General features: G+C 33.7%; 20 protein-coding genes and 1 tRNA gene. 14 read left to right on the top strand and 7 right to left on the bottom strand.

The features are described from left to right. Positions 1-140: 140 nt before the first annotated feature. Positions 141-455: an NINE protein gene (locus A9G41_RS09880; RefSeq protein WP_218057983.1), complete on the bottom strand. Its 315-nt coding sequence runs from the start codon at positions 453-455 to the stop codon at positions 141-143. 126 nt (positions 456-581) lie between these two features. Then, positions 582-1,163 (bottom strand): IMPACT family protein, encoded by a 582-nt coding sequence (locus tag A9G41_RS09875; protein ID WP_065582630.1) that lies wholly within the window; start codon positions 1,161-1,163, stop codon positions 582-584. Positions 1,164-1,216: 53 nt separating this feature from the next. Here A9G41_RS09875 and nfi point away from each other — a divergent pair, with 53 nt between their 5' ends. Beyond that, entirely contained in the window at positions 1,217-1,888 is a 672-nt protein-coding gene (nfi, locus tag A9G41_RS09870) for a deoxyribonuclease V (RefSeq protein ID WP_141675230.1), read from the top strand. Then, positions 1,878-2,627, top strand: coding sequence for a tRNA1(Val) (adenine(37)-N6)-methyltransferase (locus A9G41_RS09865; RefSeq protein WP_065582631.1), 750 nt, complete (start codon positions 1,878-1,880; stop codon positions 2,625-2,627). Before nfi ends, A9G41_RS09865 begins: the two co-directional genes overlap by 11 nt. A gap of 26 nt (positions 2,628-2,653) precedes the next feature. Here the strand turns inward: A9G41_RS09865 and A9G41_RS09860 are convergent, their stop codons facing one another. The 5 genes from A9G41_RS09860 to lolB form a co-directional block, all read right to left on the bottom strand. Next, positions 2,654-4,063, bottom strand: a complete 1,410-nt coding sequence (locus A9G41_RS09860; RefSeq protein ID WP_065582632.1) for a basic amino acid/polyamine antiporter — start codon at positions 4,061-4,063, stop codon at positions 2,654-2,656. A gap of 46 nt (positions 4,064-4,109) precedes the next feature. Continuing rightward, complete coding sequence (ddaH, locus tag A9G41_RS09855; protein WP_065582633.1) at positions 4,110-4,880, bottom strand: dimethylargininase; 771 nt, start codon at positions 4,878-4,880, stop codon at positions 4,110-4,112. 288 nt (positions 4,881-5,168) lie between these two features. Beyond that, a complete protein-coding gene (apt, locus tag A9G41_RS09850) occupies positions 5,169-5,720 on the bottom strand; it encodes an adenine phosphoribosyltransferase (RefSeq protein ID WP_065582634.1) in 552 nt (183 codons plus the stop codon). 241 nt (positions 5,721-5,961) lie between these two features. Then, a complete protein-coding gene (gene ispE / locus A9G41_RS09845; protein ID WP_176700465.1) occupies positions 5,962-6,804 on the bottom strand; it encodes a 4-(cytidine 5'-diphospho)-2-C-methyl-D-erythritol kinase in 843 nt (280 codons plus the stop codon). A gap of 9 nt (positions 6,805-6,813) precedes the next feature. After that, a complete protein-coding gene (gene lolB / locus A9G41_RS09840) occupies positions 6,814-7,434 on the bottom strand; it encodes a lipoprotein insertase outer membrane protein LolB (RefSeq protein WP_065582636.1) in 621 nt (206 codons plus the stop codon). Positions 7,435-7,598: 164 nt separating this feature from the next. Between lolB and hemA the strand changes: the two genes are divergently transcribed. The 12 genes from hemA (at position 7,599) to A9G41_RS09780 (ending at position 17,844) form a co-directional block, all read left to right on the top strand. Then, on the top strand, positions 7,599-8,870 hold the full coding sequence (gene hemA, locus A9G41_RS09835) for a glutamyl-tRNA reductase (RefSeq protein WP_065582637.1): 1,272 nt from the start codon (positions 7,599-7,601) through the stop codon (positions 8,868-8,870). 35 nt (positions 8,871-8,905) lie between these two features. Further along, positions 8,906-9,163 carry a DUF1289 domain-containing protein gene (locus tag A9G41_RS09830; RefSeq protein ID WP_065567531.1) on the top strand — a complete coding sequence of 86 codons (258 nt, stop codon included), beginning with the start codon at positions 8,906-8,908 and terminating at the stop codon, positions 9,161-9,163. 119 nt (positions 9,164-9,282) lie between these two features. Further along, positions 9,283-9,525: a zinc ribbon domain-containing protein gene (locus tag A9G41_RS09825; RefSeq protein ID WP_065567530.1), complete on the top strand. Its 243-nt coding sequence runs from the start codon at positions 9,283-9,285 to the stop codon at positions 9,523-9,525. A gap of 100 nt (positions 9,526-9,625) precedes the next feature. Beyond that, positions 9,626-9,712 (top strand) — tRNA-Leu (locus A9G41_RS09820). A gap of 510 nt (positions 9,713-10,222) precedes the next feature. Further along, positions 10,223-11,158 (top strand): WYL domain-containing protein, encoded by a 936-nt coding sequence (locus A9G41_RS09815; RefSeq protein ID WP_065582638.1) that lies wholly within the window; start codon positions 10,223-10,225, stop codon positions 11,156-11,158. Between the two features lie 66 nt (positions 11,159-11,224). Beyond that, complete coding sequence (locus A9G41_RS09810; RefSeq protein WP_075539607.1) at positions 11,225-12,319, top strand: chemotaxis protein; 1,095 nt, start codon at positions 11,225-11,227, stop codon at positions 12,317-12,319. Positions 12,320-12,622: 303 nt separating this feature from the next. After that, positions 12,623-14,194 carry a cobalamin adenosyltransferase gene (locus tag A9G41_RS09805; protein ID WP_065582676.1) on the top strand — a complete coding sequence of 524 codons (1,572 nt, stop codon included), beginning with the start codon at positions 12,623-12,625 and terminating at the stop codon, positions 14,192-14,194. Continuing rightward, the gene (locus tag A9G41_RS09800; protein ID WP_218057985.1) at positions 14,176-14,457 is read left to right on the top strand and encodes a YkgJ family cysteine cluster protein; all 282 of its coding nucleotides are present in this window, start codon (positions 14,176-14,178) and stop codon (positions 14,455-14,457) included. Before A9G41_RS09805 ends, A9G41_RS09800 begins: the two co-directional genes overlap by 19 nt. A gap of 109 nt (positions 14,458-14,566) precedes the next feature. Beyond that, positions 14,567-15,370: a DUF3944 domain-containing protein gene (locus A9G41_RS09795; RefSeq protein WP_065582641.1), complete on the top strand. Its 804-nt coding sequence runs from the start codon at positions 14,567-14,569 to the stop codon at positions 15,368-15,370. A gap of 70 nt (positions 15,371-15,440) precedes the next feature. After that, a complete protein-coding gene (locus tag A9G41_RS09790) occupies positions 15,441-15,650 on the top strand; it encodes a hypothetical protein (RefSeq protein ID WP_065582642.1) in 210 nt (69 codons plus the stop codon). Positions 15,651-16,326: 676 nt separating this feature from the next. After that, complete coding sequence (locus A9G41_RS13625) at positions 16,327-16,554, top strand: integrase core domain-containing protein (protein WP_081302203.1); 228 nt, start codon at positions 16,327-16,329, stop codon at positions 16,552-16,554. A 1,023-nt stretch (positions 16,555-17,577) separates the two neighbouring features. Continuing rightward, the gene (locus tag A9G41_RS09780) at positions 17,578-17,844 is read left to right on the top strand and encodes a helix-turn-helix domain-containing protein (RefSeq protein ID WP_065582644.1); all 267 of its coding nucleotides are present in this window, start codon (positions 17,578-17,580) and stop codon (positions 17,842-17,844) included. The last annotated feature ends 99 nt before the right edge of the window (positions 17,845-17,943 follow it).

Genomic DNA, 17,943 nt, shown 5'->3' with positions numbered 1-17,943 from the left:
TAGTATGATTTTATACCATTAAAACAACATAAAGTCAATTTTATACAATATGTTATGCTGTTTTAATGGGACATATTTAATATAATGCGTAAAAATAGCAATTTTGAGTGGCTTAATTACCTATTGCTGTATTACCTATATTATTTATCACTATTGATGAATGCATTTACTGTAACATTTTGTGGTTTATTGATTTTAGAATTATCAATTAAATTAACATAATCAACCATACCACTAGTTAGGAAAAGATCTAAAAACCAACCAATTCCAAAAACTCCAAAAGTAAATAACCAAACAAAACCTGTTATCCACTTACCACAATACATACGATGGATACCCATAAGACCAAAAAAGAACCACAATAAATAAGCAATACCTTTGTTTCGTATGACTTCTCTCCATTTAAAAAAACAAATTGTATACGATAATAAATCGAATAACAATATATTATTCATATAATAACCTTCATAAGAGGGTGTTGGCTAAATTCAATAATAGCTCAATAACGTTAATGAAAAATGGCGTTTTTTCGATGATACCTATATGTATAGGTAGAAAGGGTGAACTAATTTTTCTCTTTTTTATAACTCGATAATAACGCGCCCACGGGTGATATCACAGAGAGTCTTTTGTAATAATTGGGACTTGTCTTGTGTTATTCCTATAGCTACTTTAACACCTTCGGCATCAAAATCTTGTTGTTCAATCAAGGCCCCAAGTTCTTTTAGGCGATTTTCAATAATTGGCCATTCGCTATAATAACAGTGAAATTGAAGCGTAATACGGGCAATGAGTTCAATAAGTTCGCCTTGTTGTAAGCAGTGACTGGCTGCACCGCCATAGGCTCGCATTAACCCACCAGTACCTAGTTTTATTCCGCCAAAGTAGCGAGTTACAACAACCGCAATTTGATCGCAATCTTGTCCTTCAATAGCTGAAAGAATAGGGCGTCCAGCGGTGCTTGTCGGTTCACCATCATCATTAAAACGGTATTGCTGCCCAATTTTCCAAGCCCAACAGTTATGTGTTGCATTGAGATCGCTTATTTGATTAATAAAATCGGTTGCTTGCTCGACAGAGGTAACTGGTGCAGCATTAACAATAAAGCGGCTTTTTTTGATTTCTTCTGTTAAGTTGATTGGATTTACTAATGTATATGGCATATTAATTTGTTACAATTGGTTCATTGCGGTTAATCATACTCAGCAGATTTAAAATGTCTATCAATTTACAACAATTAAAACAAATTCAACAGACGTTAGCCAAGCAAATTAAATTAACAGATGCGTTTAATCAATCCGTTAAATTTATTGGTGGAACCGATGTGGGCTTTGAAAATGGTGGTGATATTACCCGAGCGGCTATTGTTATTCTTACTTATCCAGATTTTAATGTTGTGGAATATCATATTGCTCGAATAAAGACGCAATTTCCTTATATTCCTGGTTATTTATCTTTTCGTGAATATCCTGCGCTTATTGAGGCATGGCAACAAATAATACAGAAACCGGATTTATTGTTAGTCGATGGACAGGGTTTTGCTCATCCTCGACGTTTAGGTATTGCAAGTCATTTAGGTTTATTACTAGATATGCCAACAATTGGTGTAGCTAAAAAAAGATTATGTGGTCAGTTTGAGCCATTGTCAAAACGGGCAGGTAGTGTAACACCATTGCAAGATCAGCAAGAACAAATTGGCTGGGTATTGTGTAGTAAAGATAATTGTAATCCTTTATTTATTTCGGCTGGTCATCGAATAAGTCAAGATAGTGCATTAAAATGGGTAAATTTATGTTTACGAGGTTATCGATTACCTGAACCTACTCGTTGGGCTGATGCGATTGCATCAAATAAACCACTGTTTAAGAAATTTAACCATGATAGCTAGCCACCAAACACCTTTGAGAAAAGACGGTTTTACCTTTAAACGTTTTTTTGTTGCACACAATAAAAGCCCTATGAAAGTTACAACTGACAGTTGTTTATTAGGGGCATGGGTTCCCATTGAGGTTATTCCACAAAAAGTGTTAGATATTGGTACGGGGTGTGGTGTAATTGCATTGATGTTAGCTCAACGGTTAGAAAATACGCATTGCAAGATTGACGCAATTGATATTGATCATCATGCTATTGCACAATGTAATGAAAATAGCAAACAAGCCTCATTTTATTCTATTTGCGCCAAGCATGCAGATATTAATCAATTTCGGCTTGATCAACCAGCTTGTTATGATTTAATTGTAAGCAATCCACCTTATTTTGAATCGGCTGTAGATTGCCGAGATATACAAAGGCAATTAGCTCGTTATACCGAGAGTTTGAGTTATCAGCAATTGATTAATGCTGTTAAACGATTATTAACACCAAAAGGGCAATTTTGCTTAGTTTTGCCTTATCATCTATCAAATCATTTTAGATTTTTGTGTGAATCAAATTTTTTATATTTAACTCAAGTGATGAATGTTAGGTATTCGAGTAAAAAAGATTTTTCGTTGGCGTTGATGGCTTTTTCATTAAGCCGAGCTGATTTGATCATTGAGGATCAACTTTGTATGCGAGATGATGATGGGTGCTATTCGCAATCATTTAGGCAGTTGTTAGCTGATTTCTACCTATTTCGAAAATAGCACCCAGATGTCATCTCAATGACCATTTAATTTGGTAATATATAAAAATAGACAATGGCAATTAGCGCAAGTGTGATGATGAAAAAGGCATACACTTTGTCGTGAAAGTAACTAAATACGGGTAAAGAGCGTTGTTTTCTAGCATAGAGGTAAAAAAATAGCCCTATACTATAAAGTATCATCGACAGTAATAAGTAAGATATACCGCCAGCATAAATTAGCCATACTCCATAAGTCGATCCAAATACACCTATTATGATTAAATAGACTTTACGCCTTTGTATAGCTAATTTGAAAACAAAAAGTGCTGCAAGTAAATAAGGGATGAGCACCATTGAGGTTGATAGCTGGATTAAGGTATTATAGCCCGATTGGTAAAAGTGAGAAAGGATCAGCAAAATTGTTATGAAGCTCGTTGTTAACCATAATGCGTTAGCAGGCGTGCCAGTTTTATTAAGCTTGCCAAAGCATTTTGGCACGGTGTGCTGGTTGCCCTGACCACTTAAAAATAGCATTTCAGCTGCTAGCATTAACCACGATAATAATCCACCACTAACCGATACAATTAAACCAATATTAATTAGGGTTGCTCCCCAGCTACCAATGACACGTTCAATCACTGAAGCCATTGATGGGTTTTTCATTTGGGCAAGTTCTTGTTGTGGCACAATACCAAGAGATAATACTGATACGCAAACAAGCAATAGGCTAGTAATGGCAAAGCCAAAAAAGGTTGCACGGCTAATACTGATGATATTTTTGGCTCTTGCCGCATAAACCGTTGCGCTTTCAATGCCTAAATAAACCCAAACGGTATAGAGCATGGTGTTCTCAACTTGTTTTATAATTGAGCCTAACTGTGGTGTTCCCCAAAAGTCTATTTTGAATGTCGAAATTTTAAATGCAAGGCTAATACAAACGATAAATAAGCTGATGGGTACAATTTTAGCCAGCGTAACAAGGCAATTTAATAAAAAAGCTCGATATATTCCTTTTAGTACAAAATAATGTACTATCCATAATAATAAAATAGCAGTAAAAACAGCTGGCAACGTAGTGCCGTGACCAAAGAGGCTTAAGCAATCAAAAGATCCTAATGCACTAAATAAAATAACTAAGTAACTGGTGCACGACATCCATGCTGATATCCAATAACCCCATGCGGCATTAAAACCGATATAGTCACCAAAGCCTTCTCGCACATAGCCGTATAAACCATCGTTGATTTTGTAAAATCGAATCGATAAATACTGGAATATGCGTGTTAACATTAGCATGCCAAATAGGGTTATTATCCATGCGATTAAAATAGCTCCAGTCCCAGCCCCTTCGGCCATATTTTGTGGTAGGCTAAAAATCCCACTTCCTACAATGCTACCCACCACCAACAGTGTGAGGGGGAGGGTGCCTAGTTTTTTTCTTGCTGGTGTATTCATCTTGTCGTCTTATTATGTGGTTTTAGGTTTGATTAATATCGATAGATTAGAATCGTAACGACATGCAACTTACCCCTCCATCAATTTTTTGATATTCCGAGGTATCCACTTCAATAACCTGATAACCAAGTTGCTCAATTTTAGCTTTAGTTATTCGATAGCCAGCAGGCATAATTACCCGATCATTTACCCAGATGCAGTTAGCAGCATAACTTTCTTGTTCTGGGATCTCAATAATATTAAATTTCTGAAATTCAGGTTTAGTGATAAATTCGCCTGCGGCTAGCAAGTTATTATTTTCTAAATAAGCTAAACCTGTTTTTAGGTGGAGCACTTTTTCGAGTTCAACAACCGAGCCAGTTAATCCGTATTTTTCTAAAATAGCGATCATTTGATTAGCGCCAGCTTGATTGGTTCTTGCTGATAAACCAATGTAATAGTGGTCTTCCACCATCATAATATCACCTGCTTCAACGGTACCTGGTGCGGTAATTTGTTCAACTTTATTAGGATAAAACCGCTCAATTGTACTTGATATAATTTCAGTTTCTGCTCGGCGACTTTCAGCACCTGGTCTTGTAATAATGGCGCAATGTGGCGTGCAAAGCACCGTATCTTCAACAAATACCGAATCAGGAAAGCGTTCATCGGGAGGTAAAATGGTAATATCTACATCACAATGCTGTAATGCACGAATATAATTGTTATGCTGTTCTAGAGCTTTTTTATAATCAGGCTTACCTAAATTTGATAAGGTTAAACCATTAATAAGAGATTTGGCAGGTGTTCTTGCAATAATATGGTTAAATTTTTTCATTTCATCCCTCTTTAAATTAATTGATTAATTATGCTTTATTGTTGAATAATAATTCACTTTTAAAACCTTATCAAGTAGAAAAGTGTATTTATATTCATTTTTTAAATATTTATTGTTAATGTCTTATTTTAATTAAATATTTGAATTTAAATGAAATGAAAGGAAGAAATGCATATTTATTATTTTGTATGCGGTAAAATTAACTAATTACTTTTATTTAAGAAAGAACAAGAGGTAACGGCATTTAAAATGAAAAAAGGGCACCAAATGTGCCCTTAATGATAATTCTTATTCACCATCAAAATTAACTAAAGTAAAGCAATCAATCCCCATATCAGCTAATTTTGTTTCACCCCCTAGATCAGGTAGATTTATTACAAATGCGGCATTTTCAGCAATACCCCCTGCCTTACGAATTAAATTAGCCGTTGCAGCTATTGTTCCACCTGTAGCCAGTAAATCATCAACAATGAGTACACGCTCACCGGGTTTAATGGCATCAGTGTGGATTTCTAAAGTATCTGTACCATACTCAAGTTGATATTCTTCTTTAAATACGTGACGAGGTAATTTGTTAGGCTTACGAACGGGAATAAAGCCAACCCCCAGTGCTAGCGCAATTGGTGCTGCAAAAATAAAGCCTCGAGCTTCTGTGCCAACGACTTTATCAATTTTTTTATTACGATAATGATCAATTAATAACTCAACAGTAGTTTTAAATGCAATAGGATCAGCAAGTAAACTGGTGATATCGCGAAATAATACCCCTTCTTTTGGGTAATTGGGAATGGTAAGAATACTGTCTTTAATTAATGAAAGTTTTTGTTGTAACTGATTCATTTAAATGCTCTCTAAGTCTTTTCTATAAGAGTTGCCAATGTTTCATTATATACCTGCAATCTTTTTTGTTGCAATAACGAAACCATAATATCATACTGAAATCTAGCCATACTTATAACTTAATATATTAATATCATAAGTATGTAAGCCATCAATAGTTAAGTTAATATATATAGTAAAAAATGCTTTGTAAGCTCTTTCAATTTACCAGTTAATGATATTTGTTGATTAAAGTGTTTGTTTAACTTTCATATAAAGGCGAAACGTTTAATGATTTAGTCACAAAACTATGAACTGATAGTGCTTTAAGCTTTGATTGAATCGCTAAAGCTTGTTGTTTAGATTCGCATTGTGTAAAAACACATGCTCCAGTGCCAGTTAATCGAGTTGTGCCATATTGTGAAAGATAAGTAATAATATTATCTACCTTTGGATAACGTTTTCGAACGACATTTTCACAATCATTTTTAAATTCGCTAAACGGTAAAGAAAGCAAATCAGTTATATTCTGGATAGGCGTATCACGGGTTAATTCAGGATCATTAAATACCTTAACTGTAGATATTTCAATATTAGGATAAGCAACTAGATACCAATATTCAGGAATATCTATAGGGGAAAATTGATCGCCAATCCCCTCAGCAAACGCAGCATGTCCATAAATAAAAATGGGCACATCAGCGCCAATTGTGCGGCCAATTTCAATTAATTCATCCAGTGATAAATTTAATTGCCATAACTGATTAAGCGCAACTAATACCGTTGCGGCATTAGATGAGGCACCGCCAAGACCACCACCCATTGGAATCTTTTTATCAATGACAATGTCTACTCCTAGTTTTGTTAGTTTGACATAAGATTTTAATCGTTCTGCGGCAATTATGATTAGATTTTTATCGTCTGGAATATTTGCAAATGATGTCAATAGGTTAACTTGATCATCTTGGCGGAGGGTAAATGATAAGTTATCACAGTAATCAATAAATTGAAATAATGTCTGTAAATTATGGTAATTATCAGCACGACGACCAGTAATATACAAAAATAAATTTAATTTAGCTGGCGATAACCATTGTTTCATAATTATTACCCGTTATCGCAAAACCCAGTTACTAATTTTTAAGCGGATAACTTCATCATCATGTGTAAGCTCAATCGCTGCAGGTAAGTCAATCTTTTTATTTTTATAGGTGTAAGTCGCATAACTTGGAATTTTTAATGTCCATTTGTTATTATTTTGCATAAATACAGTTGAAGTTAATCGCCCAGCATTATCTATTTTGTCTGTATTTACGTTGTCTGAAAATCCTTTTAACCAATTATGTAAAGAATTCAGCGGGATGTTTACATTAGATATTTTTTTCATAAGATTTTTAATATTGACATCTTGATAGCTTCCACCATTTTGATCAACCAATAGAACATTGTCAGGCTCCACTCTTAACGTCAAAATGTTGGTACCAACAGGTGTAGTTAATTTGACTTCGTAATTATCTGTTGACTGTTGGGTAATTAAAAATCGACCATAATTTCGAGATTTATCGCTTATATGAGCTATACTGCCTTTAACTTGGAATGCATTTATTTGCTTGAGATTTTGTTGATGTGCTTGCCATTGTTGTTCAACTGATGCCGTATTTTGTGATTTAGTTGCTTGGCATGCGGTGATAAGTAAAAGCAGCATGATAATAAAAGCATATTTAATTTTAGACATGAAATAACTCTTTAGTTGTTAGTTTCAAAGATTGCAATATTATAACTGATAATTGTCCGAATAAGAAAAAGAACCTTTGTGGTTTTTTATGTATAATACAGATTTTAAAGAAACGCTTAATAAAATAATTATACCTAACAGAACCTACAAAAAGAAGCGATGCAATGTCAATTACAATTTTTGGTGTTAATCATAAAACTGCGCCAGTCGCTTTAAGAGAAAAGCTTGCTTTTCCTACTGAGATTGTCGATAAAGCGCTATACAGCCTATACCAGCACCCTTTGGTTGAAGGGTGTGCTATTTTATCTACCTGTAATCGAACAGAAATTTATCTTAGTTATGAACATCCAACTGACTATCTAAGATTAAAACAATCTGTCGAAAGTTGGTTAGGGCAATTTCATCATATTGATATTAATCTTTATCGAGATTCACTTTATTGGCATGATGGACAAGGTGCTGTTGAACATTTAATGGCAGTGGCAAGTGGTTTAGACTCTATGATCATTGGTGAGCCACAAATTTTAGGGCAAGTTAAACAAGCATATCGTTTTGCTCAACAACAAGCTTGTTTGTCTGTTCAATTAAAAAAGCTTTTTCAAACTACATTTCATGTAGCCAAAATGGTTCGTAGTGAAACCAATATTGGTGCAAATACTGCATCTGTCGCTTATGCTTCTTGTTTAGTTGCTCGCCATCTTTTTGTTGATACCTCAAGTTTAAATATTATGCTTGTTGGGGCAGGGGAAACGATAGAGCTTATCTCTCGTTACTTAAAGCCACATGGATTTAATCAAGTTATTATTGCCAATCGAACTCGCGAAAAAGCATTGAAACTGGCTTCTGATATTGATGCAGAAATCATTTCATTGCCTGATATTGCTAACCGACTTAAGGATGTTGATATTGTGATTAGTTCAACAGCGAGCCCCCTACCTATTATTGGTAAAGGTATGGTTGAACGAACCTTGAAGGCTAGAAATTATCGTCAAATGTTATTTATTGACTTAGCGGTTCCCCGTGATGTTGAAGAAGAGGTTAATCAACTTGATAATGTACACCTCTATACTATTGATGATTTACAAAAAACAGTTGAAAGTAATTTAGAGCAACGAGCCATTGCCGCTAAAGAGGCGCAATACCTTATTCAAGAGCAAGCAGAACATTTTATAAGTTGGCTTAAGGCTAGACATGCGGTTGCTTATGTTAAGCAGTATCGTAGTAATGCTGAAAGTATTAAACGTGAGCTACAAATAAAAGCTTTAAATGCGATCAAACAAGGTGCCAATATTGATGATGTTTTTGCTGAGTTTTCACATCGTTTAACCAATAAATTAATTCATGCACCAACGCAAACATTACTCCATGCTGCGAGACACGATTGCGATGGCTGTTTTAAAGTGCTAAGTAAAGGTTTAGGGTTAAAAGAACATTAGTCAATTTTGGTGTCGCCTAAAGGGGAAATGATAAGTTGGATCAAATAGAATTTTTTGATATTCCAAGTCCTTGTAAGCGTGTTTGTCAAACAGATAAACAAGGTTATTGTATTACCTGTTATCGTTCCAGAGAAGAAAGATTTAAATGGTTAACCTTTAATGATAGGCAAAAACAAGAAATCTTACGCTTGTGCAAACAACGGGCGTTAAGACGACGTTATCTATTATCACAACAGCAACACCAGCATCAGCAATTAAATCCAGTTACATCACAAATTGAGCTCAATTTTTAAGATAAACGTATCTATTTTTAATGCTATCTTGTAATTTTGTTTAACTAGGAGTAGGATTTTTAGCAAGATAAGGCAGGCAATTATTTAACTACCTTTTTAATCTAATTGGAATCTAAAACATGAAAATGTGTATTGCCTGTGGCATGCCAATGACCGCAATTAGTGACTATCCGCTACTTGATATGTCGAAAAGTTATTGTAAGCATTGTGCTCATAAAGACGGCACAATGAAAACATTTGACGAAAAATGGTATGAAGTTGCATTACAATATGCCAATAATCACAATGTAGATAAAGCCGTAGCTAAACAAACAGCTTATATCATTCTTAAAAAATTACCTGCTTGGAAACGTAAGTGGTAGCTTGTTTTTTAGGCAAATGAAATGCCTTACAGCTAATATCTGTTGGCAGATATAGTAAAGCTCAGTATAATGCCAACGTTTACTTGTTTTCACGTTTAGTGCCAGTGTGGCGAAATTGGTAGACGCAGCGGATTCAAAATCCGCCGCCCTTAAAAGCGTGTCGGTTCGAGTCCGACCACTGGCACCAATTTTCTAGAAAGAGCACCAGCTAAAAGCTGGTTTTTTTACGTCTAATGCTGGCTCAAGACAGAATTAGACAATTCTAGCTTGTCAACCCAATTAACCTCTGCTAACTAACCTCACTAATGTGGGTTATGTCGTAGTCATGAAGCTGATCAAAAAACTTCTAAATTATCTTAAGCAGCGATTGTTATTATCCTAAAAGAACAATCGCGTTTTAAAATATGTTTAGATTTGCCTATTAGCATTGATCAAGAATTGATCGGTGATAGCGATCAATAACCAAAAATTGATCGAAATAAACAATATGACATTTTCCCGTAATTCACTAATAATCGATTTAAAAGTAATGATTCCTTTTTTAAAAAATTCTTTTTTTATTCCGTAGTTTGGAAAAACAATTTGTTAATTTAATACTATATTTAATGAAGGTGTATATTGCCTTATAAAAATTAACTGTTAAAAGAAAAAGCACAATATTGCGATTTGATAAGGGATCACGATAGGTAAATAGAAAATGGCACGAAAAAAAGATCCAAATGTTAGTGCAGGACAAAAGTTGTTGAAAATGTATCACATTTTACTATCAGAAAATAAGCCTCATTACCAATCAGATTTGGTGAAAGCTCTTAATTGTTCTCCTCAAACAGTTATTCGGTTAGCGTTTGAAATAGAACAAGCTAATCCAGAATGTTTTCAAACTGGTACAGAAAAAAATCGTCGCTGGTATCGCCTGCAGGCTAGGCATAAAAATACACTTGGGTTAGATTATCAAGAGTTGCAATATCTTAGTATATGTCAAGAGCTATCAAAACCATTTCTTCCAGAAGAAGTGATAAAACGTATTGATAAAATATTACTACAATTTTCTATGCTGTTATTAGAGTCTGATTCAGCCAAATGCTCACCAATGAGCAAATCGATTGTTTTTTTGAGTAAAGGTCAAATTGATTATACAGAAAAACTTGATCTAATTGAAAACATATTAAACTGTATTGAAAAACAATTCTTTTGTCATATTCATTATATCGCTAGTGATAGTAAAGAAGGTAAAAGCTATTATTTTGTACCCCAAAAATTAATTGCAATGAATAATGCGCTATATGTTTATGGTGCAATTACAAATAATATCGCGACAGAATTAGTACACACAATTTGTTTAGCTATTCATCGAATAAAAAAATTAGATCTAATTAAGCAAACTACATCTATTTCAATATCATCGCTCAATATAAACACATTCGGTTTGCCATGGCACGAGCCCCGAACTTTTTCTATTAAATTTACAAAAGATGCAGCTAATTATGTTAAAGAACGAATTTGGTGTCATGGGCAAAAGATTGAACAAATTGATAATGGTGAAATCATTCTTACCGTCACCACTTCGAGTGAACCAGAATTGAAAGCTTGGGTTCGCAGTTTTGGCAAAAAAGCGACGATAATTACAAATTAATTTTTTACAGTAATACAAATAATGAAATACCTTTTAATAAACATAACTTTTAAATGAGGAAATAAAATGCCAATACCTTTTATTATTGCTGGTGCAGCCGCAGTTGCCGCTGCTGTGGGTGGAAAAAAAGCATACGATGGATATCAAACAAAATCAGAGGCCGATGACATTATTGAACGAGCCAAAAGTAGATATGCGGTTAGAGAAAAACAACTAAAAAATGTCTCTGAATCTACAGAAGAAAAATTACAAAATTTAGGTGAATTAGAGCTAAAGATCGGTGAATCTTTTGGCGAATTTAAGACGATATCCCAAGAATTATTAAATAAATTGAATCAAGACAGTGATAAGGATATACAACTATCAATTCCAGAATATAAATTGAAAAAAATTGAACAATTAGCTTTATCTGCTATGGACTTTTTAGGTACGGCTGTTGCATCAGGCGCAGCTGGTGCTGCAGCAAGTTTTGCCGTTTATAGTGGTGTAATGGCTTTTGCTGCAGCATCGACAGGCACTCCAATTGCTGCTTTATCAGGCGCCGCTGCTTATAACGCAACAATGGCTGCTATTGGTGGTGGTGCGCTTTCTGCTGGTGGTTTGGGAATGGCTGGTGGAGCTATGATTTTAGGTGCGGCAGCAGCAGCTCCAGCTCTGCTTATTGCTGGTTGGGCTTATGCAAGCCATGCTGAAAAAGCATTAGAAAATGCAAAAAAAGCTAGAAAAGAAGTTGATGAAGCAATTAAAAAAATGGATTTAAGTGAAAACTATTTGCAAAGTACAAATGGTTATGTTGAAAAAATCCATTCTTTATTAGACACAATTAATAAAACGTTTAACGTGTATTTTTGTAAATTAAAAAAACTGCATGAAAAAATAGTAATAAATGGTGGTGAAAAGGTAGCAAATGCCTTGTCTGAAAAAAGTCTTAGGATTATTCATAACGGTTATTTATTAGCAGCGCTTATGACAGATATTATTAGTACTCCTCTTTTTGTTCTTAAAGAAGCATCTTCAGATGGCGCTATAGAGATAGAAGTTGATGAAAACGGGTTCAATGTTATCAATCAAGAAGGTTTAGATAGTGTTTTATGTGATAAATATGATGAATATAGCAACTTCAAAAATGAGAATGACGAAACAGATTTTATGATTTTGTAAAATTTAGATTTATGTTGTGGTTGCAGATGAGATTTATAACGATATAGGTTGGGTTTAGCTAAATTATTATGATCTGCTCTGCTCATTATTAATGACAGTAGTAACTTATATTTTATCAATGAAACATTAAATAAGTTTAAAAAACTCTCCCAGTGGGAGAGTTTTTCAACGCTTAAAAAGTGAATTAAAAATGAAAGATAATCAAGTTACTGTTGGAAAAGTAATGGGTAGCTCAAAAACAGCCGGCTGTATAAAAATTTTAATAAATCTTTTTAAAAGAGATTAATGATGAGAGATAAAACAATGACCAAAACAAAAATGGATTGGTGTGAAGCGTTACATAATACCGTTGTCAAATCGTTAGTTACTTCATTTGGTTTAGATTTTTTGTTATTCAAAGACAGGGTTGGTGGTGATGTCGATACTATTCATAATGCACGCAAAAATATTTATGCCACAGATAAAGAAAAACAAAAGTATGAAAACCTTGAGCAGTATGATTCACATGCATATCATTCTCATGAAAATTATATTAAGGCAAATAGGCAAGGAAAAAAAGATCATCAAGCAAATATCTTAAAAGATGCCTATACAGGCGAAATATTTGGTCAAAATGATAAAAAAAACCTAGATCATGTTATTGCTGCAAATGAAATTCACCACGATAAAGGTCGAGTTTTAGCCGGATTATCAGGAACTGATCTTGCTAATGACAGTAGTAATTTATATTTCACCAATGAAACATTAAATAAATCTAAAAAAGCAAGCTCAATGACTGAGTTTGTTGATAAGTTAAAAAATGAACAAGCTCAAACTATACAAGAAATAGCTGAATTAAAACAGAAACCTTTGTTAACTGATCAAGAAAAAAATAGGCTTAAAAAATTAGAAAATAGAGAAAAAGCAAACTTTGACAAAATGCTTGAGATAGATAAAAAGGCTCGGGCCAAATATGAAAGGACTGTCAATATTGCCTATTACACTAGTAGTAAATTTGCTATAAATGTCGCTGGTCAGTCAGTAATATCTGGTTTTAAAATGGGTACTAGGCAGATGCTCGGGCTTATTCTTGCCGAAGCGTGGTTTGAACTACGAGATCAGTTCCCAGCAATTTATGAAAATAATAAAAATAAATTTTCGATTTCAAATTTTCTAGTTGATGTTTGCGATGTTTTTAAAGCTATATGGGATCGTATAAAAATTAAATTTTGTGATTTTTTAAATTCTTTTAAAGATGGCGCTATTAGTGGTGCACTATCCAGTGTGACAACAACTATTACAAATATTTTCTTCACAACCCAAAAAACGCTGGGAAAAATGATTCGTGAAATGTGGGGACATATAACTCAAGCTATTAAATTAATCTTTTTTAACCCAAATTCATTATCTTTAGGTGAATTAGTCAAAGAAACATGCAAAATTATAAGTTCAGGAATTTCTATTATTTGCGGTACATTGATTTATAGTTCATGCGCACAATTATTTTCCTTCCCATTTGGCGCTGAATTATCCGCATTTTGTAGCGCTGTGGCTACTGGTATTTTAACATTAGCATTTAATCATTATCTTGAACAGGGGGATTTATTTAAAAAAATCTGGGCATTTCTCGATAGATTTAAAGATAACTATCAAAAAACATTATGTTTTTTTAGAGAGGCAAATGCAGAATTAGATGCTTACTTAAAAAAATTTGCAGAGCTAGAGTTCAATTTAAATACACAACAATTGGAGACATTTACATTACATCTCACCGCGACTAATAATGAGCTAGAACGAAGTTTCATTCTAAAAGAAGAAATAGAACGAAGAAAAATTGAATTGCCTTTTGAGGCAGCAAATATGGCATCAGTAGTTTCATGGTTGGAATCATTATGAATGCGGCACCATTTCCTTGTTATCAATGTGGGACATGTTGTTGCAATGTTAATCGGGCGCAAGAAACCCAACATCTTGATAATGGTAATGGGACTTGTTTCTATTACGACCATCAAACCAAATTATGTACTATTTACGAAGACAGACCAGAAATTTGCCGTGTAGATAAACAATACCAACTCAATTATAAAGATAAATATAGTTGGGTAGAGTTTGTCGAAATGAATATGATTGCGTGCAAAGTATTAAATTCAAAGGGGTAGCTAAACTAATTTATAGTTAAATGAAGCGAGAAAATATTTTCAAATTCCGTATGAAGGAATTTGTTATTGATATAGTGTTTATCATTATAAATAAGTGAGGAAAATATTAATGGCTGTTTATAGGGAAGATTCGGATTTAACGTTTTTAAAAAAATGCAGTAATGAGGATTTAGAATTATTAGTTTCTATATTAACAATTGATCCTAATGATAACACCTCTCGGTTTACTGAAACATTAACAAGCGATACAAGCTATAAACGCTATTACCCTAATCATCAATTATATTGGAAATCTATTGCAGCCGAGCTTCAAACATTTGGTGCCAATTCTGGAATGACCCTATTAAGGCAAGGGAAAGGGGTATGCTATCGTGAAATATTAATTGATGTATGTGATAAAACTAAAATCAATTTAAATGAGCCACCGTCGTTTTTTATTGAAAAAATTGAAAATGTTTTATTAAATTCACTTCTCAAGCAATCATTAGAAAATATGGAACAGCATGAGCTTAAAAAACTAGCAGCTGAACTAGGCCATATCAATCTTCACCTTCCACCAGCTGTGCTAATGCTAAGTATTCAAAAATCAATAATGTCTAACCCATTAATATGGAATAGCTTGATTTTTAGCATGTTAGGAAACTTAGGCTTTAAAATAGGAAATATAATGGCAACGATGTTTACAATTATTCCTAGGCTTCATCCAATATTGGCGGCATTAACAGGACCTATTGGTTTAGCAATAAGTAATTTATGGTTACTGTCTGATATTGCTGGCCCTGCTTATCGTGTAACAATTCCCGCTTGTTTATATGTAGCGGTATTAAGAAAAAAACATAACGACTCCAACATAATTGATCAACTATTAAGAAATGGTGGAAATATTAAAAAGTTTATGGGAAAAAGCTTTTAATAAACCTTTTTATGTTTTTTTAAACAGAAATAGTTATTTACCAATAAAACGAAATAATAAGGAGCTAAATATGCCAATTTTTAAATTAATTAGTGTAGGAACTGGACTTTTATTAACCACAGTAGCCATATATAAAGCACAAGATAAAATTGCAGAAGAATGTGAAAAAGATGAAGATCTTAAATCTATCAAAACAGAAAGTAGGGTATTAGCAGGTTTTATAACATCTATCGTTATAGGTGGAGGCATCAACAAGGTCATCAATCGTACTTTTAATTAATTATTATAGGATAAAAATACTATGAAGAAGTTTATTTATTCAATTTTATTATTTACTTTTTTATGCAATACGTCTAGTGCAACTACAAGTAAATATTCATTTTAAAAAAATATCGTTGAAGATAGTAATGGGCGATTTATTGAATATAAAACACAACTTAATGATCAATTCAGTTTTTCACTTTTTGTTGATACAAAAAATGAAACTGTAATACCTATCATCATCTCTAATAATTTAAAAAGATATCAAGCAGTAAATGTGGAATTGTGTGAAGAGGAAACGGATAATTGCGGGCGAGCCCCAATATATGGTGATTTTTTAAATGAGTTTGTTGATAAAATTAATACATAAATAGTATGTATGGAGTATAGAGTTTATTGATAAAGATCAATTAATTTCAACTGGCACAATGCCCATACCCCAACTAGGAGATTTATCTAGTTATGCTGATATTGATGAAACGGATTTTGATGGATTTCTCCCATCTATTATTTGGCAACCAGATGTTAAGGCATATAAATAAAATATTACACTGCTAGTGAGTTTGCCGGCAAGAAGCATTACCCGTTACTTAGATAAGCTAGCCGAACATCATGGGGTTTCATTAAAAATACGGGCCGATAATGGGGCAGAATTTACAGGAAAAACTTTTATAAACTAGGCTAAATCACATGATATAGTCATTGATTATATAGAGTCAGGTAGCCTTTATCAAAATGGCTATATTGAACGATTTAATCGTACCTATCGCACTGAAGTGCTCGATTTATATCTATTTAATAATCTAGAACAAGTAAGAAAGGTAACCGAAGAATGGCTAACCATTTATAACACCGAAAGACCGCATGAGGCATTAAATAACATGACACCGATTGAGTATAAAACACTAAAACAAGCAGCATGATTTTCTACATGAGTTGTGTACTATGTTTAGGGTATTTATGCAATTTTTTCTGTAAATACAATCATATAGCCCGCTTTTTGTTTCTTTTTTTACTTGATTTTATGCTTGAAGTAATTCATCGTCTGATAATGTCGCCATGTTCATCTGTGTCACCTTTTGGAGTTAGTTTCTTTTTTAAATCCAGCTCTTCACATAGTGCGAAAGCATCAATAATTGGTTGCAATTGTTGCAACCTTTTTTTAGATCACCCATTTCTCTATCGGTCAAATTGTCGTAATTCATATCCCACGTGTGGGTAAATTGACTATCTACGTTATAAATCGTTGTTGTGCACTGTTCGATGCTCTAATCAATAAGTAACAACCGTTTTGATTTAGTTTTAAATTGTTAAACGTTGATCTGGCTAAACTGCGCTTACTGCTTAATATTTGGTGAAACTTACGCAATAGACTGAGTGGATTAATTGCTTGAGTGCTTTGTGTTACATTCATCTTCATCACCTATTAATGGTTGATGCAACTTAATTATTTTACTGTTCGACTTCTTAACCCAGACCCTCGGGGGGGTTGATTGATTTGAATATAAATTATTTTCGAAACGCCGGCGTATTTCGAACTTAAATAGACTGCGTAGCTCATTATTCCACTCCTTTAATGTCATTTGTTAGATTGCCGTTAAAACCACGGCAACCCTCAATAGTGAGAGCGACCATATTACTCAAAAACGTTTCTCTGCTTGTTTTACCCACTTTACTGTTTTTTTTGCGGATCGGGAACTCGTCTCTTTGAATTTTGTTTTTAACTGACGCTATAGGTATACCCGTCAGTTCAGCAAATTTTTGTGTAGTAACAAAAGGGACTTGTGGTGCTATTGCAATTTTTGGAATTATGGTTAATAATCCTATATTTAAACTTATTGATGTTTATTGGTGCTTGCTTTACGTCCGATTTGTTATGTTTTTTGGATTGCCATAGCACATTGTTGTGTTTCAATAACAATTTGTTAATATTTTTGAGGTTATAAATGGAATATGATTCAAATATTCGAAATATTATTGAACGCATCATGATTGCTTATGAAAAAACAATAAAAGGAATTGCAGATCTAATGAATGCCTCAGCGAGCGTAATAGGGAACAGGATCCACAGGAGTGCGTTTCCACATGATCTTGTCTTGAGTTGTATTGTGGATACAGGAATAAATCCGCAATGGCTTTGTACGGGCGAGAGCGCTCCGACATTGACCGCATCAAATAGAAAAAATCAATTGGTGTTACAAATGAAGCATTAGAAAAATTAGAACGTATTGCAACACGAAAAAGCCGTGGTGCTATTATTGATAAAGAATCTAATGTATTAAAGACTAAATTGATTTGATAGGAAATAAATA

This window comes from Gilliamella sp. Nev5-1, assembly GCF_001690895.1.
GTDB lineage: Bacteria > Pseudomonadota > Gammaproteobacteria > Enterobacterales > Orbaceae > Gilliamella > Gilliamella apicola_C.
Note: the sequence above shows the minus strand (reverse complement) of the source record. Positions and strands in the feature narration are given on the sequence as shown.